The organism is Actinoplanes sp. NPDC000266 (genome assembly GCF_042899005.1).
Lineage (GTDB): Bacteria > Actinomycetota > Actinomycetes > Mycobacteriales > Micromonosporaceae > Actinoplanes.
This window is the reverse complement of record NZ_JBIAZI010000011.1, coordinates 202,327-218,260: the sequence shown is the minus strand read 5'-3', so window position 1 is coordinate 218,260 and position 15,934 is coordinate 202,327. Positions and strand designations below refer to the sequence as shown.

Here is a 15,934-nt window from a genome sequence, read left to right as displayed (position 1 = left end):
GCATGACAGGCGTACGGCTTTTCGTCCCCGGGACGGCGACGACGATGGCGCAGTGGCAGGGCTCGCTCCAGCGGTCCGGTGTGACCCTGGACGATGCGACGACCGAGTGGGTGGCCAACGACGGCTCGTTCGGCGAGGCGTTCGGCTACGGCACCATGTCGAGGGAGGAACAGCGTGCCGTCGCCGGGGCGGGCAGCGCCCTGGTTCTGGATCTGCCGGTCCATCTCGGCGCCGGCTCCGGAGAGGTGGCGACGCTGATCGCCGCGCTGGGCCAGGCCGGGGCGCTTGGCGTACGCCTCGAGCAGTCGAAGCTGGGCTGGACCGTCGCCCGCTGGGTCGAGGCCCTCCGGGGCGGCGACCCGTGGACGCTCTACCACTGCGCGGTGGTGGCATTGCAGGACGGCGAGGTGTCGCGGACGTGCGGCATGCACGCCTTCGGGCTGCCGGACGCGCAGGTCGAAGCGCCACCGGCCGCGGCCAACGAGCTGCTGGGCGTGCTGAACGTCTATCAGCTGGCGGAGGATCCCGTGCTGGTCAGCGGCGACACCTTCGCCCCCGACGCGGACACCCCGCGCCGCCGGCTGGAGCGCTGGTCCGACGATGGCTATCCGCCGGGTCACCCGTGCCACAACCCGTTCGGCGTCTGGCGTCTCGGCGCAGAGGGCGGCCGGGCCGACGCGCGGGGCGAGGCTCGGCCCGTGTTCATCCCGCCGCTGGTGGCTCTGTTGACCGCGGCTGAGGAGAAGGCCGGCCGGCCTCTGCGCCGCGAAGAGGTGGAGACCGTCACCGACGAGGGCGCCTGCATGATGATGAGCCACGCCGACGCGAAGGAGATTGAGCGCGGCCGCGGGTACGCGGACCTCGAACCCCGGCTGGCGTGGGAGCAGTGGCAGACCGTGCGCGCTAATTCGGTCGCGATCAACGAGGACGGCCGCGCATGATGGCGGCGTGACCAAGCCGATTGCCTACCTCGCCGCCACCGTCGCTCCGGCCGATCGGGCCGAGCGGCGGCAGCAGGCCGGGCTCAGCGAAACGGCGGTCCTCCTCCCGCCGTCATGAGCGGGGCGTTTCTGGCCGGCGTGGTCGCCGGCTACGGCGTAGCGCTGCCCATGGGTGCCATCGGGGTGCTCATCGCCGGGCTCAGCGCGCGCGTCTCGCTGCGGGTGGGCGCGGCGGCCGGACTCGGTGCGGCCACCGCCGACGGGGTCTTCGCGGCAATCGCCGTGGCCGGGGGAGCGGCGGTGGCGACCGCCATCGCACCGGTCGCGGAGCCGCTGCGCTGGGTGGCCGCGGTCGTGCTGCTGGTGCTGGCGGCGATGACGGCGCGAGCCGCCTTTCGCGCGCCGGCGGAGCGTGACCAGCGGGCGGCGACACCGCTACGGGCGTACGCCGGAGTGCTCGGCCTGACGCTCCTCAACCCGGCGACCGTGATCTATTTCGCGGCCCTGGTGCTGGGCGGCGCGGGCGGCGGCGCCTGGTTCGTCGTGGGCGTCGTGCTGGCCTCGGCCAGCTGGCAACTGGTGATCGCCGGCGGCGGCTCGCTGATCGGCCGATGGCTGACCGGCGAGCGCGGCCGCGTGATCACCTCACTGGTCTCCAGCGCGGTGATCGCCGTGCTCGCCGTCAAACTCCTAGCCGGCTAAAGATGCTTCGTGGCCTCGCGGATCGACAGGCCGGAGAGCCGGGCGCTGTTCTCGCTCACGAAGGCGCGGACCGCGCCCGGGTCGGTCCGGGCGTACTGACGAAGGGCCCAGCCGATCGCCTTGCGCACGAAGAAGTCGCGGTGGCCGGCCTGGTCGCGGCAGTAGCGGAACAGCCGGTCGGCGTCGGTGCCGGCGCCGTAGTGCAGCTGGTGCAGGATGGCCGTGCGGACCACCCACATGTCGTCGTCGCGGGCCCACTCGTCCATCGACGCGGTCAGTGAGGGATGTCGGCGGACCAGGCCCCCGGTGAAGCGGGTGGCGAGCGGGTCGACCGTGTCCCACCAGCTTTTCGTGGTGACCAGCGTGCGCGCGACGTCGAGGAAACCGGGGCCGGGCACGCCGACGTGACGCGTCAGGTAGGAACAGGCGACGTACTGGTATTCGCGTTCGTCGCGATCCCACAGGGCGAGGGCGGTCGCCCGCAACTCGTCCTCGGCCGGTCGCGGCAGGCCGGACAGGGCGGCGCGCTCGAGTTTGCGCAGGGTGGGCGAGGCCAGGCCGAGGAACGGGAACTGGTCGCGCATGTATTTCGCCTGCGCCGCCGCCCGCGCCGGGTCGGCGGCCGGCCGCAGGTGGGCGTCGAGGCGGGAGAGCAGCTCGGTCACGACCCGGATCCTGCCACCGTAGTGTGACAAGAATGGGTGAACGGGCGGCCGCCGGCGGCGGGAAATGGGTGGATGTCGCGCCGGGGCGGCTGCCGCGCTGGCTGGAGAACTTCGCGCGCCGTCATGGCCCGTACACCGAAAAGGGCTTGACCTTGATCGCCGAGGACGGCGCGACGGCGGCCTGGCAGGTGCCGCCGGGCGCGCCCGAGGCCGGGACCATCGCGGAGCTGATCATCGAGGCGGGCCGGCCGCGGCGGCTGGGGTTGCTGCTGGCCCGCAAGGGCGCCGTGGCGGTCGGCATCGCGGAGGGTGACGAGCTGGTCGCCTCCAAGGTGGACACCCATTACGTCCAAGGCCGTACGGCCGCGGGTGGCTGGTCGCAGCAACGTTTCGCCCGCCGCCGTGACAACCAGGCAAAAGCGGCTACTGCCGACGGCGCCGGCATCGTGGGGCGCATTCTTCTCCCGGAGGTACGTCACCTCAGCGCGCTCGTCACGGGCGGTGACCGCACGGCGGTCGACGCCATCCTGGCCGCGCCCCCGCTGGCCCCGCTGGCCGCCGTCCGGGCGGAAAGGTTCCTGGACGTGCCCGAGCCCCGGCACGCGGTGCTGGTGTCCGCGATCGCCGGGGCCCGGTCCGTGTCCGTGCTGGTCAAGGAGCCTTAGAAAGAGGTGTCGCAGCTCTTCGGGTCACCGGAGTCGAAGCCGGTGCGGAACGACTGCTGGCGCTGGGCCGAGGTGCCGTGGGTGAACTCGGCCGGGTTGACCGTCCCGCCGCCCTGCTTCTGGAGGGTGTCGTCGCCGATCTGCCCGGCCGTCTGGATGCCCTCCTGGATGTCCTGGTCGGTCAGGCTCGTGAAGATGCGCTGCCCGTTGGCCGAGGTGGTGCTGCTGGCGGCCTTGGACCAGACGCCGGCGTAGCAGTCGGCCTGCAGCTCGAGCTTGACCGAGAGCGCGTTCTTCTCCGCGTCGCCGGCGCCCTGCTGAGCGCGGCGCATCTTCGCCTCGGTGCCGGTGATGTCCTGTATGTGGTGGCCGTACTCGTGGGCCAGCACGTACGGCTGCGCGAACTCGCCCGGAGCGCCGAGCTGCTTCGCCAGGACCTGGTAGAAGGTCAGGTCGATGTACACCTGGTTGTCGCCGGGGCAGTAGAAGGGCCCGACCCCGGAGTCGGCCGCGCCACAGGCCGTACTCACCCGGTTGGAGAAGAAGACGGTCTTGGCCGGCTCGTACTGGATGCCGAAGGCGTCCGGCGTCTCCTGCTTCCAGTAGGCCTGGATCGAGTTGACGAAGAGCACGTTGCGGCAGTCGAGCTGCTTGGTCGCGGTCGCCTTGTCGGCGCACTCCTGGTTGATGTTGCCGTTGTCCGCGGCCTGGTCGGAGCCGCCCATGGCGTTGATGCCGAAGTAGCCTCCGACCACGGCGATCACGAGAGTGATGATGATGCCGACGAGGCCGCCGCCACCGATGGGGATCGGCAGGCCGCCCAGGCCGCCGCCTCCTCCACCGGATCCACGTCGATCCTCGACCTGACTGGTATCGATGTCGGCGTTCTCGTTGAGTTCCATCTCATCCTCACTGAGCAGTGTGCCCGGCGTGTACCCGTTGATCTTGATCGTTAATCGGTTGGGAGGTGTCAGCGGGTGCCCGGTACTATTGCCGGGTGCTGCTCTGCGAAGACTGACCTGCCCCGCGCCGACCGCCTCCCCTGAGATGGCCGGCGCTTTCGCGTGTCCGGAGTCAGCCTTCTTTTTCTTCGAGAGCGAGCCTTCAATCATGATCACCGCCACCGGACTGGAACTGCGCGCCGGCGCCCGCATCCTGCTGTCCCCGGTCACCCTGCGGGTGCAGCCGGGTGACCGGATCGGGCTGGTCGGGCGCAACGGCGCGGGCAAGACCACCACCCTGAAGGTCCTGGCCGGCGAGGGCCAGCCGTACGCGGGCGCCGTCGAGCGCACCAGCGAGGTCGGCTATCTCCCGCAGGACCCGCGGACCGGCGACCTGAACGTCACCGGCCGTGACCGCGTGCTCAGCGCCCGCGGTCTCGACTCGATCATCTCCGAGATGCAGAAGCTCGAGATCGAGCTCGAGGAGAGCGCCGACGACAAACTGATCCGCCGCTACGGCCACCTCGAGGACCAGTTCTCCGCCCTGGGCGGATACGCGGCCGAGGCCGAGGCCGCCCGCATCTGCTCCAACCTGGGCCTGCCCGACCGCGCGCTCGCGCAGACCATCGGCACCCTCTCCGGCGGCCAGCGCCGCCGCATCGAGCTGGCCCGCATCCTGTTCGCCGACTCCGGGCAGAACGGCAAGGGCATCCTGCTGCTCGACGAGCCGACCAACCACCTCGATCAGGACTCGATCGCCTGGCTGCGCGGATACATGGCCCAGCACAAGGGCGGCCTCGTGGTGATCAGCCACGACGTCGAGCTGCTCGACGCCGCGGTCAACAAGGTCTGGTATCTCGACGCCAACCGGTCGGTCGTCGACATCTACAACGTCGGCTGGAAGAAATATCTCGAGTCGCGCGAGACCGACGAGCGCCGTCGCCGCCGCGAGCGGGCCAACGCCGAGAAGAAGGCCGGCGCCCTGATGGCCCAGGCCGACAAGATGCGGGCCAAGGCCACCAAGACGGTCGCCGCGCAGAACATGGCCCGCCGGGCCGAGAAACTGCTGGGCGGCCTGGAGGAGCAGCGCGTCTCCGACAAGGTGGCCAAGGTGCGCTTCCCGAGCCCGGCCCCGTGCGGCAAGACGCCGCTGACGGCGAGTGGCCTGTCGAAGTCGTACGGCTCGCTCGAGATCTTCACCGATGTCGACGTGGCGGTCGACCGCGGCTCCCGGGTCGCGATCCTCGGCCTCAACGGCGCCGGCAAGACGACACTGCTGCGCATGCTCGGCGGGCTGCTCGAGCCCGACACCGGCGAGGTGCGCGCCGGGCACGGCCTGCGGCTGGGCTACTACGCCCAGGAGCACGAGACGCTCGACGTCGACCGCACCATCCTGGAGCACATGCGCAGCGCCGCCTCCGAGCAGACCGACACCGAGCTGCGCAAGATCCTGGGCGCGTTCCTCTTCTCGGGTGACGACGTCGACAAGCCGGCGGGTGTCCTCTCAGGTGGTGAAAAAACCCGTCTGGCGCTCGCCACGCTGGTCTGCTCGGGGGCCAACGTGCTGCTGCTCGACGAGCCGACGAACAACCTCGACCCGGTCAGCCGGGAGCAGGTGCTCGACGCGATCGCCAACTATCCGGGCGCGATCGTGCTGGTCACGCACGACGCCGGAGCGGTGCAGGCGCTGAAGCCGGACCGGGCGATCCTGCTGCCCGACGGCGACGAGGACGCGTGGAGCGACGACCTGCTGGAGCTCGTCGAGCTGGCCTGATCGGCGCCTCGATCGGCAATCATCGCGATCGTCGGTTGTCAACCAGTGCCCACACAGACAGTGCGACGTTCGGGCGTTTGCGGTCAGGTCGGGCATGGGCTTGATCGCGGCAAAGTTGGCACACTCGTGATCGGAGCGCTCGGTGCGTGCCATATCGACGCTGCGTCATATCCGGTCGGCGGGTGTCCTCGATCGAGTGTTTGTGCAGGTGATCGATGGTCTTGGTCCGGGTCGTGCCGATGTGGACCCGGCCGTCGGAAAGCTGCCGCCCCTAACGTCAGTTAACTGTCTGACATTGATGGCCGTGGTCATCGTCAAGTTCCTGACAGTGGCAAATGGGCACGTTGGCTAAGCCTGGATACCTAGCGCATGATCGTTGGAGGCGGTCTAATAGGTGAGACCGTATCGAACCGCACAGTCTCCGGATGTGAGGATTCAGCATGCCAGCCACGGGCACCGCCAGCAGCACCGAGAAGGGTCGGCGAATCGTCGGCACAGAGCGCCAGTCGTTAGCCAAGGATCTGGTCAAGCGTTACACCTCCGGTGAGAGCATTCGCGCGCTCGCCGCTTCGACCGGCCGTTCCTACGGATTCGTGCACCGCGTGCTCACCGAATCCGGCGTGCAGCTACGCCAGCGTGGCGGCGCGCGTCGCCGCAAGAAGGCGTGACGACCGGCAACGCCGCACCCGGCACCCCCGCCGACGAGTCGGGCGTTAGCTACGACCTGGACGGGCCGGTGGCAACGGTGACGTTGTCCCGGCCCGAGGTGCTCAATGCGCAGACACCCGCGATGTGGGCCGAGCTCGCGAACATTTCGCGGAAATTACCGGGCGACGTGCGAGTCGTCATTGTCCGTGGTGAGGGACGTTCCTTTTCCGCGGGCCTGGATCTGTCGGTCGCGCGCGGTGATGGCGATTCTTCACTCGTGAAGCTCGCGCAGTTGTCACCAGAGGAGTGCGCCGATCGGATTGCCGGCTTCCAAGCCGCGTTCACCTGGCTCCGCAACCCGTCCATCGTGACGATCGCGGCCGTTCAGGGGCACGCGATCGGCGCCGGTTTTCAGCTCGCGCTCAACTGCGACCTCCGGGTGCTCGCCGACGACGCGAAGTTCTCGATGGCCGAGGTGACGCTCGGGCTCGTGCCGGACCTGGGCGGGACGAAACGTCTCGCCGAGCTGACCGGCCCGTCCCGCGCGCTCGAGATCTGCCTGACCGGCCGGCGCATCGCCGCCGACGAGGCCGAGCGTATCGGCCTGGCCACCACGGTCGTGCCCGCCGCCGAGCTCTCCGGCACGGTCGCCGACCTCACGGCCGCCATCATCGCCGCCGACGCGGGCGCCACCAGCGAGATCAAGGCCCTGCTGTCGGGGGCCGGGCTCCGTTCGTACGCCGAGCAGGACCGCGCCGAGCGTGAGGCACAGACCCGCCGCGTGCGCGAGCTGCTGGGAAGCGGCGAGTGATCTAAGGAATTCTCGCACCGCCCGGGTTGTCGTACCCCCGGGGCAGACTGTCGCTGCCCGCATTTCACGACCGCCCGGGAGGTGACGAGATGAGCATGCCCAGCTGGACCATGCTTCGCTCGATCCAGAACTCGGACCGGGTCGCCGAGCACCGCCTCCGCCGGGGCACCACCCGGCGGATCCTGCGCTACGCCCGTCCCTACCGCCGGGACATCCTGGTCTTCCTCATCACCGTGGTCCTCGCCGCCGGCATCGGCGTGGCCACGCCCCTTCTCGCCGGCCACGTGGTCAACGCGATCACCGGCGGCGGCGCCGGCGCCGCGTCCCTCGTGATCCGTCTCGCGCTGCTCATCGCCGGGCTCGCCGTGATCGACGCCTTCCTCTCGCTCGCCCAGCGGTGGTATTCGGCGCGGATCGGCGAGGGCATCATCCTCGATCTGCGGACCAAGGTGTACGACCACGTCCAGCGCATGCCGCTGCAGTTCTTCACCCGCACGCAGACCGGCGCCCTCGTGAGCCGGCTCAACAACGACGTCACCGGGGCCCAGCGGGCCTTCACGTCCACCCTGTCCGGCGTGGTCAGCAACGTCATCCAGCTCGTGCTCACCGCCGCCGTGATGTTCAGCCTGTCCTGGCAGATCACCGTGCTCTCGCTGGTCATGCTGCCGCTGTTCATCATCCCGGCCCGCCGGGTGGGCAAGCGGCTGGCCGACATCACCCGGGAGTCGTACAACCTCGACGCCAAGATGAACGCGACCATGACCGAGCGCTTCAACGTCTCCGGGGCGATGCTGGTCAAGCTGTTCGGCCGGCCCGAGACCGAGGCCGCCCGCTTCGGCGAGCGGGCCTCGCGGGTCCGTGACATCGGCGTGCAGCAGGCGATGTACTCGCGCACGTTCTTCGTCGCGATGCTGCTGGTCGCCTCCCTCGCGCAGGCGCTGACGTACGGCCTGGGCGGTTGGCTCGCGGTCGCCGGCAGCGTCACGGCCGGCACCGTGGTGACGCTGGCCCTGCTCCTGACCCGGCTCTACGGTCCGCTGACCGCCCTCAGCAACGTGCGGGTCGACGTGATGAGCGCGCTGGTCTCCTTCGACCGGGTCTTCGAGGTGCTCGACCTCAAGCCGGGCATCGAGGAGAAGCCGGGAGCGGTCGATCTGCCCTCCGGTGGGGGCCGCGTCGAGTTCCGCGACGTGCACTTCCGCTATCCGAGCGCCGGTGAGGTGTCGCTGGCGACGCTCGAGGACGTGGTCACCCTCGACCGTACGGAGCAGGCGCCCGTGCTGCGCGGTGTCGACTTCACCGTGGAGCCCGGCCAGATGGTGGCCCTGGTCGGCCCGTCCGGCGCCGGCAAGTCGACCACCTCGATGCTGCTGTCACGGGTCTACGACGTCACCGAGGGCTCGGTGCGGGTCGGCGGTGTCGACGTGCGCGACGCCACGCTCGACTCGCTGCGCGACACCATCGGCGTCGTCACCCAGGACGCCCACCTGTTCCACGAGACGATCGCGGAGAACCTGCGGTACGCCCGGCCCGGCGCCACCGACGATCAGATGTGGGAGGCGCTGCGCGGCGCCCAGGTCGCCGACCTCGTCCGCGGCCTGCCCGACGGCCTCGAGACGGTCGTCGGCGAGCGCGGCTACCGCTTCTCCGGCGGCGAGAAACAGCGCCTGGCCATCGCCCGGCTGCTGCTGAAGCGCCCGTCGATCGTCGTGCTCGACGAGGCCACGGCCCACCTCGACAGCGAGTCCGAGGCGGCGGTGCAGCGGGCCCTCACCGCGGCCCTCGAGGGGCGCACGGCGCTGGTCATCGCCCACCGGCTCTCCACGGTCCGCGACGCCGACCAGATCCTCGTGCTCGACAAGGGCCGCATCGTCGAGCGCGGCCGCCACGACGAGCTGGTCACCGCCGGCGGGCTCTACGCGGAGCTCTACCGCACCCAGTTCGCCGAGACCTCCCCGGCCGCGTACGCCGAGGAGGTCGAGGTGGTCACCGTGCCGGCCCGGGCCATCGAGCCATGAGGCGGCTCAGACGCAGGCCCGGCCGCTGACGGCGAGCAGGCGGACGAAATCGCTGGCGCCCTCGGGCGGGTCCACCTCGTCGCCGAAGACGCCCATCTTCCGCCCCTGCGGCGCCATCTGGCCGATGACCGGGGCCAGCACCTTGACGGCGGCCGGGTCGGGCTCGTAGCTCTGCCCGGTCGCCTGGGCCAGGTCCCAGCCGTGCACGGTCAGGTCGACCAGCACGAGGTTGCCGACGACCGCCTGCGGCAGGCCCATGCCGGGGGAGTTGCCCTCGAGGGCGGCCGGGTCGGACCAGGCCTCGATCAGGGTGGCGGTCTCGTCAGCGAAGCGCTGCCGCCAGTCGCCGGTGAGCACGTCCGGCGTGGTGCTGAAGTCGGGCTGCTCGCGCACGGCCAGGGCCTGGAAGTTCACCACCACCTGGAAGAGGTGGTTGAGCAGGTCGCGGACGCGGAACTCGGCGCAGGGGGTCGGTTCGTCGAGCTGGCCGTCGCGGACCTCCCGGATCACCGGGAGTGTCCGGTCAGCCGCCGCCGCCAACAACGTACTGATCTCGGTCGTCATGGCGTAGACGGTAGCGAATCGAGCAGCTCCCGGAAGGCCCCCGCGAGGGTGTCCACCGTGTAGTGCGCGTTGAGGCCGCTCGGGTTGGGCAGCACCCAGACCGGTCTTCCCCCGACGGTCTCTTCCTGGGGCCCCATCTTGGCCTTGGGTCTGGCGAAAGCCGTTCGGTACGCCGTCACGCCGAGCACCGCCAGTGTTTTTGGCCGCGCATTTCGGACCTTCGCCGCAAGTGCCTCGCCGCCGGCTCGCAGTTCCGCGGGGGCCAGCTCGTCCGCGCGAGCGGTGGCCCGGGCGACCACGTTGGTGATGCCCAGGCCCATCGTGGGCAGCTCGAACTGCTCGGAGGGATGCAGCAGCCCCGGGGTGAAGCCGGAGCGGTACAACGCGGGCCAGAAGCGGTTGCCGGGGCGGGCGAAGTGGTGGCCCGTCGCCGCCGAATACAGGCTCGGGTTGATGCCCGAGAACAACACGCGCAGGTTCGGGCCGATGAGGTCGGGGATGATGCCGTCGGCGGCGGCCGCGATCTCGGCCGGGGTGGGCTTCACAGGGCGCGCGTGTTCCCGCCGTCGACCGCGATCAGGGAACCGGTGACGTAGCTGGCGGCGGGGGAGAGCATGAACGCGGCCACCCGGCCGAACTCGGCCGGCTCGCCCAGGCGGCGCATCGGGATCTTCGACGCGACGTCGGCCGCGGCGGCCGACGCGTCACCGGTCGCCGCGAACAGCTCCCGGTTGCGGTCGGTCATGATGCGGCCCGGGAGCAGGCTCACGATGCGGATGCCGCGAGGGGCGTACTCGTCGGCCATGTCCTTCGCCGCCATGGCGAGACCCGGCCGGAGGCCGTTGGACAGGCCCAGGCCGGTCAGCGGGGCCTTGACCGAGGTGGAGAGCACGAGCGCGATCGCGCCGCTCTCCGGCAGCGCCGCCGCGAAGACCCGGGCCGCCCGCATCGTGCCGAGGAAGACCGTCTCGAAGGCGTCGCGCCACTGCTCGTCGGTCATCGCGGCCGCGGTGCCCAGGGCCGGGCCGCCCACCGAGATCATCGCCCCGTCGAAGCGGCCGAACCGCTCCACCGCGGTGTCGGCCAGCAGGCGCGGCGCCTCGGTGTCGGCGAGGTCGGCGACCACCCCGGCCGCGTGCCGCTCGCCGCCCAGCTGCCGGACCGCTTCCTCGACGCGGTCACGGTCGCGCGCCGAGATCACCACCTTGGCGCCGTCGGCGACCAGCGCCTCCGCCGTGGCGAACCCGAGCCCCCGCGAGGCACCGGTGAGAACGTAGACGCGATCGGCCAGTCCGAGATCCATGCCCTCGATCCTGCCAGCCGCCGGTCAGCGGCGGTGCAGGGCGGCCGCGGTGGTCTCATCGGCGGGAAGGAAAGACTCGATCATCAGCTCGGCCAGGGTGACGTCCCGGGCCGTGCCGAGCACCGAGGTGATGCTGAAGAAGCTGAGATCATCGATCTTCAGCGGTACGACCAGTCCGGCGTCCGTTTTGTCGATCCCACCCGGGTAATCGGACAATTCGTCGTGTAGTTCCGTGCCCGTCACTCGGTGCAGGATGTGGCCCCGCCACTCGGCCAGGTTGCGGATGCGGGGCGCCAGACCGTCCGGGTGCAGCGAGAGACGCAGCACGTTGACCGGCGGTTCGAGCAGCCACGGCGCGCAGCCCGCGACCAGCGGCCCCGCGGCGGCATTGGCGTCGATCATCGTCCAGTTCCGGTCGACGAGCAGCGCCGGGTAGGGCTCGTGGCCCTTGAGCACGTTCCGCAGCGAGGCGAGGATCGCGGCGAGCGGGGCCCCGCTCAGCGCCGACTCGGAGTAGGCGGGCGCGAAGCCACCGGCCACCAGCAGCTCGTTGCGGGAGCGCAGCGGCACGTCGAGCTCCTCGGCCAGCCGCAGGATCATGTCGCGGGTGGGCCGGGACCGCCCGGTCTCGACGAAGGAGAGATGCCGCGTGGAGACGCCGGCCTGCGCCGACAGCTCCAGCTGGCTCATCCGCCGTCCGGTCCGCCAGTCGCGCAGCCGCTGCCCCACGTCGGTCATGCGACGACCCTAGGGGCGGCGGGGTCATGGCGGCCATTACCTGCGAGGTAATCGACGCCCCTACCGGTGCCGGGCGACGGTGGTCGCACCGACAACTCGCATCGAGAGAGGACGCAGCCATGACCGACTTCGAGACCGTGGTGGACCGCTACCTGGCCGTGTGGAACGAGAGCGACGCCGCCGCCCGCCGCACCGCGATCGGCGCCCTGTTCGCCGAGGACGTCCGCTACGTCGACCCGCTGGCCGCGGTCGAGGGGCGCGACGCGCTGTCCGAGCTGATCGGCGGCGTGCACCAGCACTTCCCCGGCCTGAAGTTCGCACCGGGCGGCCTGATCGACGGCCACCACGACCAGGTCCGCTTCACCTGGACCCTGGGCCCGGCGGCCGGCTTCGACGTGGCCGAGCTCGACGCCGGCGGCCGCATCAGCCGCGTGCTGGGCTTCCTCGACCGTTCCTAGTCACCCCCGAGCCCGTGACCAGCGCAACTGCCATGCCGTGCCCTCCTGGGTGATCATGGTCGGGTGGCCGGGCGACGCGCGAAGAAACCCAGGCCCTCGCGCAAGCGCCGAGGCTTGATCCCGGGTCCCGCCGGCCCGCCGATGGAGCGCTCCCGCGTGCCGGCGTGGCTCAATACGGCGGGTCTGTACGCCGCGTTGACCTTCACCGGGCTGTGCCTGGTGGCGGCGTGCGCCGGCCTGTTCATGGTGGCCCGTGCCGAGATCATCCTCGATCTCGGCCACCGCGTCGTGGCGGCCTCGGTCATCGAGGTCTCCACGGCGTCGCGCGGCCCCGGCAGCGCCGAGGTCGTCTTCCCGGTCGACGGCCACCAGCGCGAGGCCTGGGTCGAGCAGCCATGGTGGGGCCTGGGCGCATCGGTCGGCGACGAGATCAGCGTCGAGTATTCGCCGGCGCACCCGTCGGTGGCCCGTCGCGCCGGCGCCCATGACGCCCTGAGCCTCGTGGGTGTGGCCGTTGCCGCCACCGTCGCCGGCCTGGCCTTCGAAGCGCTCCGGCGCCGCTTCCGAAAGCGTTCACGCCGTCGCTCCTGAAGTCGTGGACGGCGCTCCTGATGTCGTGGACGGCGCTCTTGATGTCATGGACGGCGCAGGACCCATGTCGAACTCCCGGCCCGCAGCACGACGGCGCCGGCGGCGGCGCGGAGTGCGGGACCGCGACGGGGTCTCGGCGAGGACTGACCGTCATATCGGAAGGTCGCCTCCCGCTCCGCGAGCTCCGGGGCCGCCATCGAGGGCAGCGCGTTGCGTCCCCGCAGCTCCCGGGCGAGATCCCAGCCGTCCCGCAGCGATCCCCGGGTCGGCCGCTCCGCCGCCCACCGCGCGAACTCACCCTTCCACCGATCGCCGAAGCCGGCGGCCAACATCGGCCACTGCCGGGAGACCTCGCCGGCCCGCTTGCGCAACAGCGCCACTCGCGCCGCCTCGAAGCGAAAGCCGTCAAACCCTTCCGGTACGGATCGGCCGGCAGTGAGCGCTTCGACGAGGGCGGCTTGGCGGCCGGCCAGGCTCCCCGGTCCGCCGCCGGGCTGTCCTGCGTGGTCACCCTCTCCCTCGGTCATGTGACGCTCGGATAACCGGAGGCCTTGGCGATGGCGTCCAGCTCCGCGCGCAGCTCGGCCGCCGGTGGATAGTCGCCGTCGCGTTCCAGCATGAGAGCCGGTGGGCGGTGGCGGGCGCACAGCGAGGCGACCAGGTCGAGGACGGGCTGGGGCACGGCGTCGGTGTGGGTGTCGTGGTAGAGGCCCTGATGCTCGGCGCCGCCGGCCACGTGGGTGTACGCGACCCGGTCGAGCGGCAGCCCGTCGAGCAATTCCTCGGGGTCGGCGCCGCGGTTGCGGGCGTTCGCGTAGACGTTGGCCACGTCGAGCAGGAGCAGGGCGCCCGTACGGTCGAGGATCTCGGTGATGAACTGGGCCTCGGTCAGCTCGTCGTCGGGCCAGTCGAAGAGGGCGGCGATCGGCTCCAGCGCGATCGGCACGCTCAGCGACGCCTGCACCCGCCGCACGTTGGCCGTCACCGCGGCCACGGCCTCGCGGGTGCGGGGCAGCGGAAGCAGATGCCCGGCCTCGATGCCACCCGCCCGCACGAAGGCGATGTGCTCGCTCACCAGCGGAGCGCCGAGCCGCTCGGCCACGGCCGCGAAATGCTCGACCCGGTCGGCCGGCACCGGCTCGGCCCCGCCCAGCGAGAGCCGCACTCCGTGCGGGATCACCGTCACGCCCCGCTGGAGGAGCTCCTCGAGCCCGCTGGGCAGTTCGCCGTGCGCGTGGACCGACTCCGCGACCACCTCGGCGAACCGCAGCCCCGGCAGATCGGCCACGAACCCGGCGATCTCGGGCCGCCACCCGATACCGACGCCGTACTCGACTCCGTACCCGATCCCGGATTCCGGCTGCGGGTGGCCGATGCCCGTACGGTCAGCCACCGCAACCGCCTCCGCCGCCGCACCCGCCGCCGCCTCCGCAGGAGGAGCCGCCGCTGCAACTGCTGCCGGAACCGCCGTCGCCGCCGCCACCACTGACCGAGCCGCCCGCCCCGCCGGTGGCGGCGATGCGCTGGACCTCGGCCTCGGCCGCGAACGCGGGGTCCATCGTGTAGAGCGAAGCGGAACCCCACAGGGCCACACCCATGGCCGCGCCCGTGGCCCCGTACGTCGCGAACGAGGGCGACTGGCTGGGGGAGAGGTGACGGTTCTGGTCGCGCAGGCCCCGCATGTGGCGGCGCGCCGCGTCGGTGGTCCAGCGCTTGCGCGTGTAGAGGGCGACCGTCAGGATCACCGCGAAGAAGACCAGTGGGATGAGGAAGCCGACCGGCTTGTCGTTGGCGACGCCGTCGATGATGCGGGCGACGCCGATGAGGATCAGGGCGATGCCGGCCAGCGCCCACGCCCGGGCCTCACGCAGCTTGGCCGCGCCGATCGCCAGGCCGCTCGCCTCGAGGTGATCGCTGAGCTGCTCGACCGCCGACACCACCGACTGGTCGGTGAACACGTCGCGGGCGCGCAGGCGCCGGGCCGCGGCGTTGTAGACGGCGCTGTCGAGCGGAGTGACGCCGCTGGGCAGCGGACCGGCCTGCACGAGCGTGCGGCCCGGGCCGGTCCCGATGGCGTCGGCGGCCCGCAGGCCGCCCATGGCCGAATAGATCGCCAGCTTGGGGCCACCGTTGAGGTAGGCGATCTGCTGCGGGCCGAGCTGGTCGACCCGGGCGAAGCGGATGCCGCGGAAGAGCGCCTTGCGGTGGAACCAGGCCAGCATCGCCACCAGGACCATGGCGGCGATGTAGTAGATGAGGAAGGTCGGGCCGGGGATCCCCCACGTGTCGTTCATGGGCTTTAACCTCCCGTGCTCGTCGCGTCTGTGGCCCTCATTGTGCAGATGCGCGCAACGTCGCGGGAGTGGGCGGTGACGATCTGTGGATAACTCGCACGGCGCCCGAAATGTCAGCCCCGGCGGACGGCCTCCTCGACCACGTCGAGCACCCGGCTCAGCTCGCCCGGCGGGCGCCCTGTGGCGAGGTGGAGCACCAGGCCGTCGTACGCCAGCTCGAGGAATTGGGTCAGCACCTCGACCGGCACGTCGTCGCGCAGCACCCCGGCCTCGCGCTGCCGCTGGAGGCGCTCACGGGTCGCGTCGGCGATGGCGGCCGACCGCTCGGCCCAGCGCTTGGCGAAGGCCGGGTCGGTGCGCAGCCGCCGGGAGACCTCGAGCTGGCTGCCGAGCCAGCCGGCCGTGTCGCCCTCGCTGTTGTTCGCGCGGTCGAGCAGGTCGCGCATCACCTGGACGAGACCGTTGCGGGTCACGGTCGCGACCATCGCGGCGGCGTCGTCCTCGGCCACCGCGAGGAAGAGAGATTCCTTGTCGCGAAAATGGTGGAAAATCGCCCCTCGGGACAGCCCGGTCGCGTCCTCGAGCCGCCGGACCGTCGCACCCTCATATCCGAACCGGGCGAAACAGTCGCGCGCGGCGGCGAGAATCTCGTGTCGGCGCGCGTCAAGCTGGTCCTGGCTTACTCTGGGCACGCTCTGGATGTTGTCACGCGGCGTGCTGGCCATGCAATCCGTACGTACGTCTTGCCAGACACGCCACGGTCATCGGACGGATGCTGCGAATTCCCCCATCCCGCCCGTAACTTGTTTACAAGCCCGGTC

The 15,934-nt window shown here is 71.1% G+C and carries 19 protein-coding genes; 9 read left to right on the top strand and 10 right to left on the bottom strand.

Features of this window, described 5'->3' with window-relative positions; genetic code table 11:
* Positions 1–2: 2 nt before the first annotated feature.
* Together ACFY36_RS38545 and ACFY36_RS38540 are read left to right on the top strand one after the other, a co-directional pair.
* Positions 3–941: a hypothetical protein gene (locus ACFY36_RS38545; RefSeq protein ID WP_499750838.1), complete on the top strand. Its 939-nt coding sequence runs from the start codon at positions 3–5 to the stop codon at positions 939–941.
* A 114-nt stretch (positions 942–1,055) separates the two neighbouring features.
* Positions 1,056–1,643 carry a LysE family transporter gene (locus ACFY36_RS38540; protein WP_499750837.1) on the top strand — a complete coding sequence of 196 codons (588 nt, stop codon included), beginning with the start codon at positions 1,056–1,058 and terminating at the stop codon, positions 1,641–1,643.
* Here ACFY36_RS38540 and ACFY36_RS38535 read toward each other — a convergent pair.
* On the bottom strand, positions 1,640–2,308 hold the full coding sequence (locus ACFY36_RS38535; protein WP_499750836.1) for a DNA alkylation repair protein: 669 nt from the start codon (positions 2,306–2,308) through the stop codon (positions 1,640–1,642). The two genes, ACFY36_RS38540 and ACFY36_RS38535, sit on opposite strands and share 4 nt — an antisense overlap.
* A gap of 32 nt (positions 2,309–2,340) precedes the next feature.
* Between ACFY36_RS38535 and ACFY36_RS38530 the strand changes: the two genes are divergently transcribed.
* Positions 2,341–2,973, top strand: a complete 633-nt coding sequence (locus tag ACFY36_RS38530; RefSeq protein WP_499750835.1) for an acVLRF1 family peptidyl-tRNA hydrolase — start codon at positions 2,341–2,343, stop codon at positions 2,971–2,973.
* Here the strand turns inward: ACFY36_RS38530 and ypfJ are convergent.
* On the bottom strand, positions 2,970–3,875 hold the full coding sequence (gene ypfJ / locus ACFY36_RS38525; RefSeq protein WP_499750834.1) for a KPN_02809 family neutral zinc metallopeptidase: 906 nt from the start codon (positions 3,873–3,875) through the stop codon (positions 2,970–2,972). The genes ACFY36_RS38530 and ypfJ overlap by 4 nt on opposite strands.
* Before the next feature lie 208 nt (positions 3,876–4,083).
* On the opposite strand from ypfJ, the gene ACFY36_RS38520 reads away from it, so the two are divergent.
* The 4 genes from ACFY36_RS38520 to ACFY36_RS38505 all read left to right on the top strand — a co-directional run bounded on the left by ACFY36_RS38520 (position 4,084) and on the right by ACFY36_RS38505 (position 9,165).
* The gene (locus tag ACFY36_RS38520; protein WP_498658250.1) at positions 4,084–5,688 is read left to right on the top strand and encodes an ABC-F family ATP-binding cassette domain-containing protein; all 1,605 of its coding nucleotides are present in this window, start codon (positions 4,084–4,086) and stop codon (positions 5,686–5,688) included.
* Positions 5,689–6,128: 440 nt separating this feature from the next.
* A complete protein-coding gene (locus tag ACFY36_RS38515; RefSeq protein WP_097322431.1) occupies positions 6,129–6,356 on the top strand; it encodes a helix-turn-helix domain-containing protein in 228 nt (75 codons plus the stop codon).
* A complete protein-coding gene (locus tag ACFY36_RS38510; RefSeq protein WP_097322430.1) occupies positions 6,353–7,147 on the top strand; it encodes an enoyl-CoA hydratase/isomerase family protein in 795 nt (264 codons plus the stop codon). Before ACFY36_RS38515 ends, ACFY36_RS38510 begins: the two co-directional genes overlap by 4 nt.
* Before the next feature lie 95 nt (positions 7,148–7,242).
* Positions 7,243–9,165 carry an ABC transporter ATP-binding protein gene (locus ACFY36_RS38505; RefSeq protein WP_499750970.1) on the top strand — a complete coding sequence of 641 codons (1,923 nt, stop codon included), beginning with the start codon at positions 7,243–7,245 and terminating at the stop codon, positions 9,163–9,165.
* A 6-nt stretch (positions 9,166–9,171) separates the two neighbouring features.
* On the opposite strand, the gene ACFY36_RS38500 is transcribed toward ACFY36_RS38505, so the two are convergent.
* From ACFY36_RS38500 to ACFY36_RS38485, 4 genes are read right to left on the bottom strand one after another with little or no spacing between them, the layout of a single operon-like run.
* On the bottom strand, positions 9,172–9,729 hold the full coding sequence (locus ACFY36_RS38500; RefSeq protein ID WP_499750833.1) for a TIGR03086 family metal-binding protein: 558 nt from the start codon (positions 9,727–9,729) through the stop codon (positions 9,172–9,174).
* Positions 9,726–10,274 carry a G/U mismatch-specific DNA glycosylase gene (mug, locus tag ACFY36_RS38495; RefSeq protein ID WP_499750832.1) on the bottom strand — a complete coding sequence of 183 codons (549 nt, stop codon included), beginning with the start codon at positions 10,272–10,274 and terminating at the stop codon, positions 9,726–9,728. The genes ACFY36_RS38500 and mug overlap by 4 nt, the downstream gene beginning before the upstream one ends.
* Complete coding sequence (locus ACFY36_RS38490) at positions 10,271–11,032, bottom strand: SDR family oxidoreductase (protein ID WP_499750831.1); 762 nt, start codon at positions 11,030–11,032, stop codon at positions 10,271–10,273. The genes mug and ACFY36_RS38490 overlap by 4 nt, the downstream gene beginning before the upstream one ends.
* A gap of 24 nt (positions 11,033–11,056) precedes the next feature.
* Positions 11,057–11,770: a helix-turn-helix domain-containing protein gene (locus ACFY36_RS38485; RefSeq protein WP_499750830.1), complete on the bottom strand. Its 714-nt coding sequence runs from the start codon at positions 11,768–11,770 to the stop codon at positions 11,057–11,059.
* A 119-nt stretch (positions 11,771–11,889) separates the two neighbouring features.
* On the opposite strand from ACFY36_RS38485, the gene ACFY36_RS38480 reads away from it, so the two are divergent.
* Together ACFY36_RS38480 and ACFY36_RS38475 are read left to right on the top strand one after the other, a co-directional pair.
* A complete protein-coding gene (locus tag ACFY36_RS38480; protein WP_499750829.1) occupies positions 11,890–12,228 on the top strand; it encodes a nuclear transport factor 2 family protein in 339 nt (112 codons plus the stop codon).
* A gap of 156 nt (positions 12,229–12,384) precedes the next feature.
* Positions 12,385–12,819, top strand: coding sequence for a hypothetical protein (locus tag ACFY36_RS38475; RefSeq protein WP_499750828.1), 435 nt, complete (start codon positions 12,385–12,387; stop codon positions 12,817–12,819).
* Between the two features lie 44 nt (positions 12,820–12,863).
* Here ACFY36_RS38475 and ACFY36_RS38470 read toward each other — a convergent pair whose 3' ends face one another.
* The 4 genes from ACFY36_RS38470 to ACFY36_RS38455 all read right to left on the bottom strand — a co-directional run bounded on the left by ACFY36_RS38470 (position 12,864) and on the right by ACFY36_RS38455 (position 15,805).
* Positions 12,864–13,346, bottom strand: a complete 483-nt coding sequence (locus tag ACFY36_RS38470; RefSeq protein ID WP_499750827.1) for an SCO6045 C-terminal-like domain-containing protein — start codon at positions 13,344–13,346, stop codon at positions 12,864–12,866.
* The gene (locus ACFY36_RS38465) at positions 13,343–14,167 is read right to left on the bottom strand and encodes an MbnB/TglH/ChrH family RiPP precursor modification enzyme (protein WP_499750969.1); all 825 of its coding nucleotides are present in this window, start codon (positions 14,165–14,167) and stop codon (positions 13,343–13,345) included. The genes ACFY36_RS38470 and ACFY36_RS38465 overlap by 4 nt, the downstream gene beginning before the upstream one ends.
* A 37-nt stretch (positions 14,168–14,204) precedes the next feature.
* A complete protein-coding gene (locus tag ACFY36_RS38460; protein ID WP_499750826.1) occupies positions 14,205–15,113 on the bottom strand; it encodes a TIGR04222 domain-containing membrane protein in 909 nt (302 codons plus the stop codon).
* Between the two features lie 113 nt (positions 15,114–15,226).
* Complete coding sequence (locus ACFY36_RS38455; protein ID WP_499750825.1) at positions 15,227–15,805, bottom strand: TetR/AcrR family transcriptional regulator; 579 nt, start codon at positions 15,803–15,805, stop codon at positions 15,227–15,229.
* Positions 15,806–15,934 lie beyond the last annotated feature (129 nt).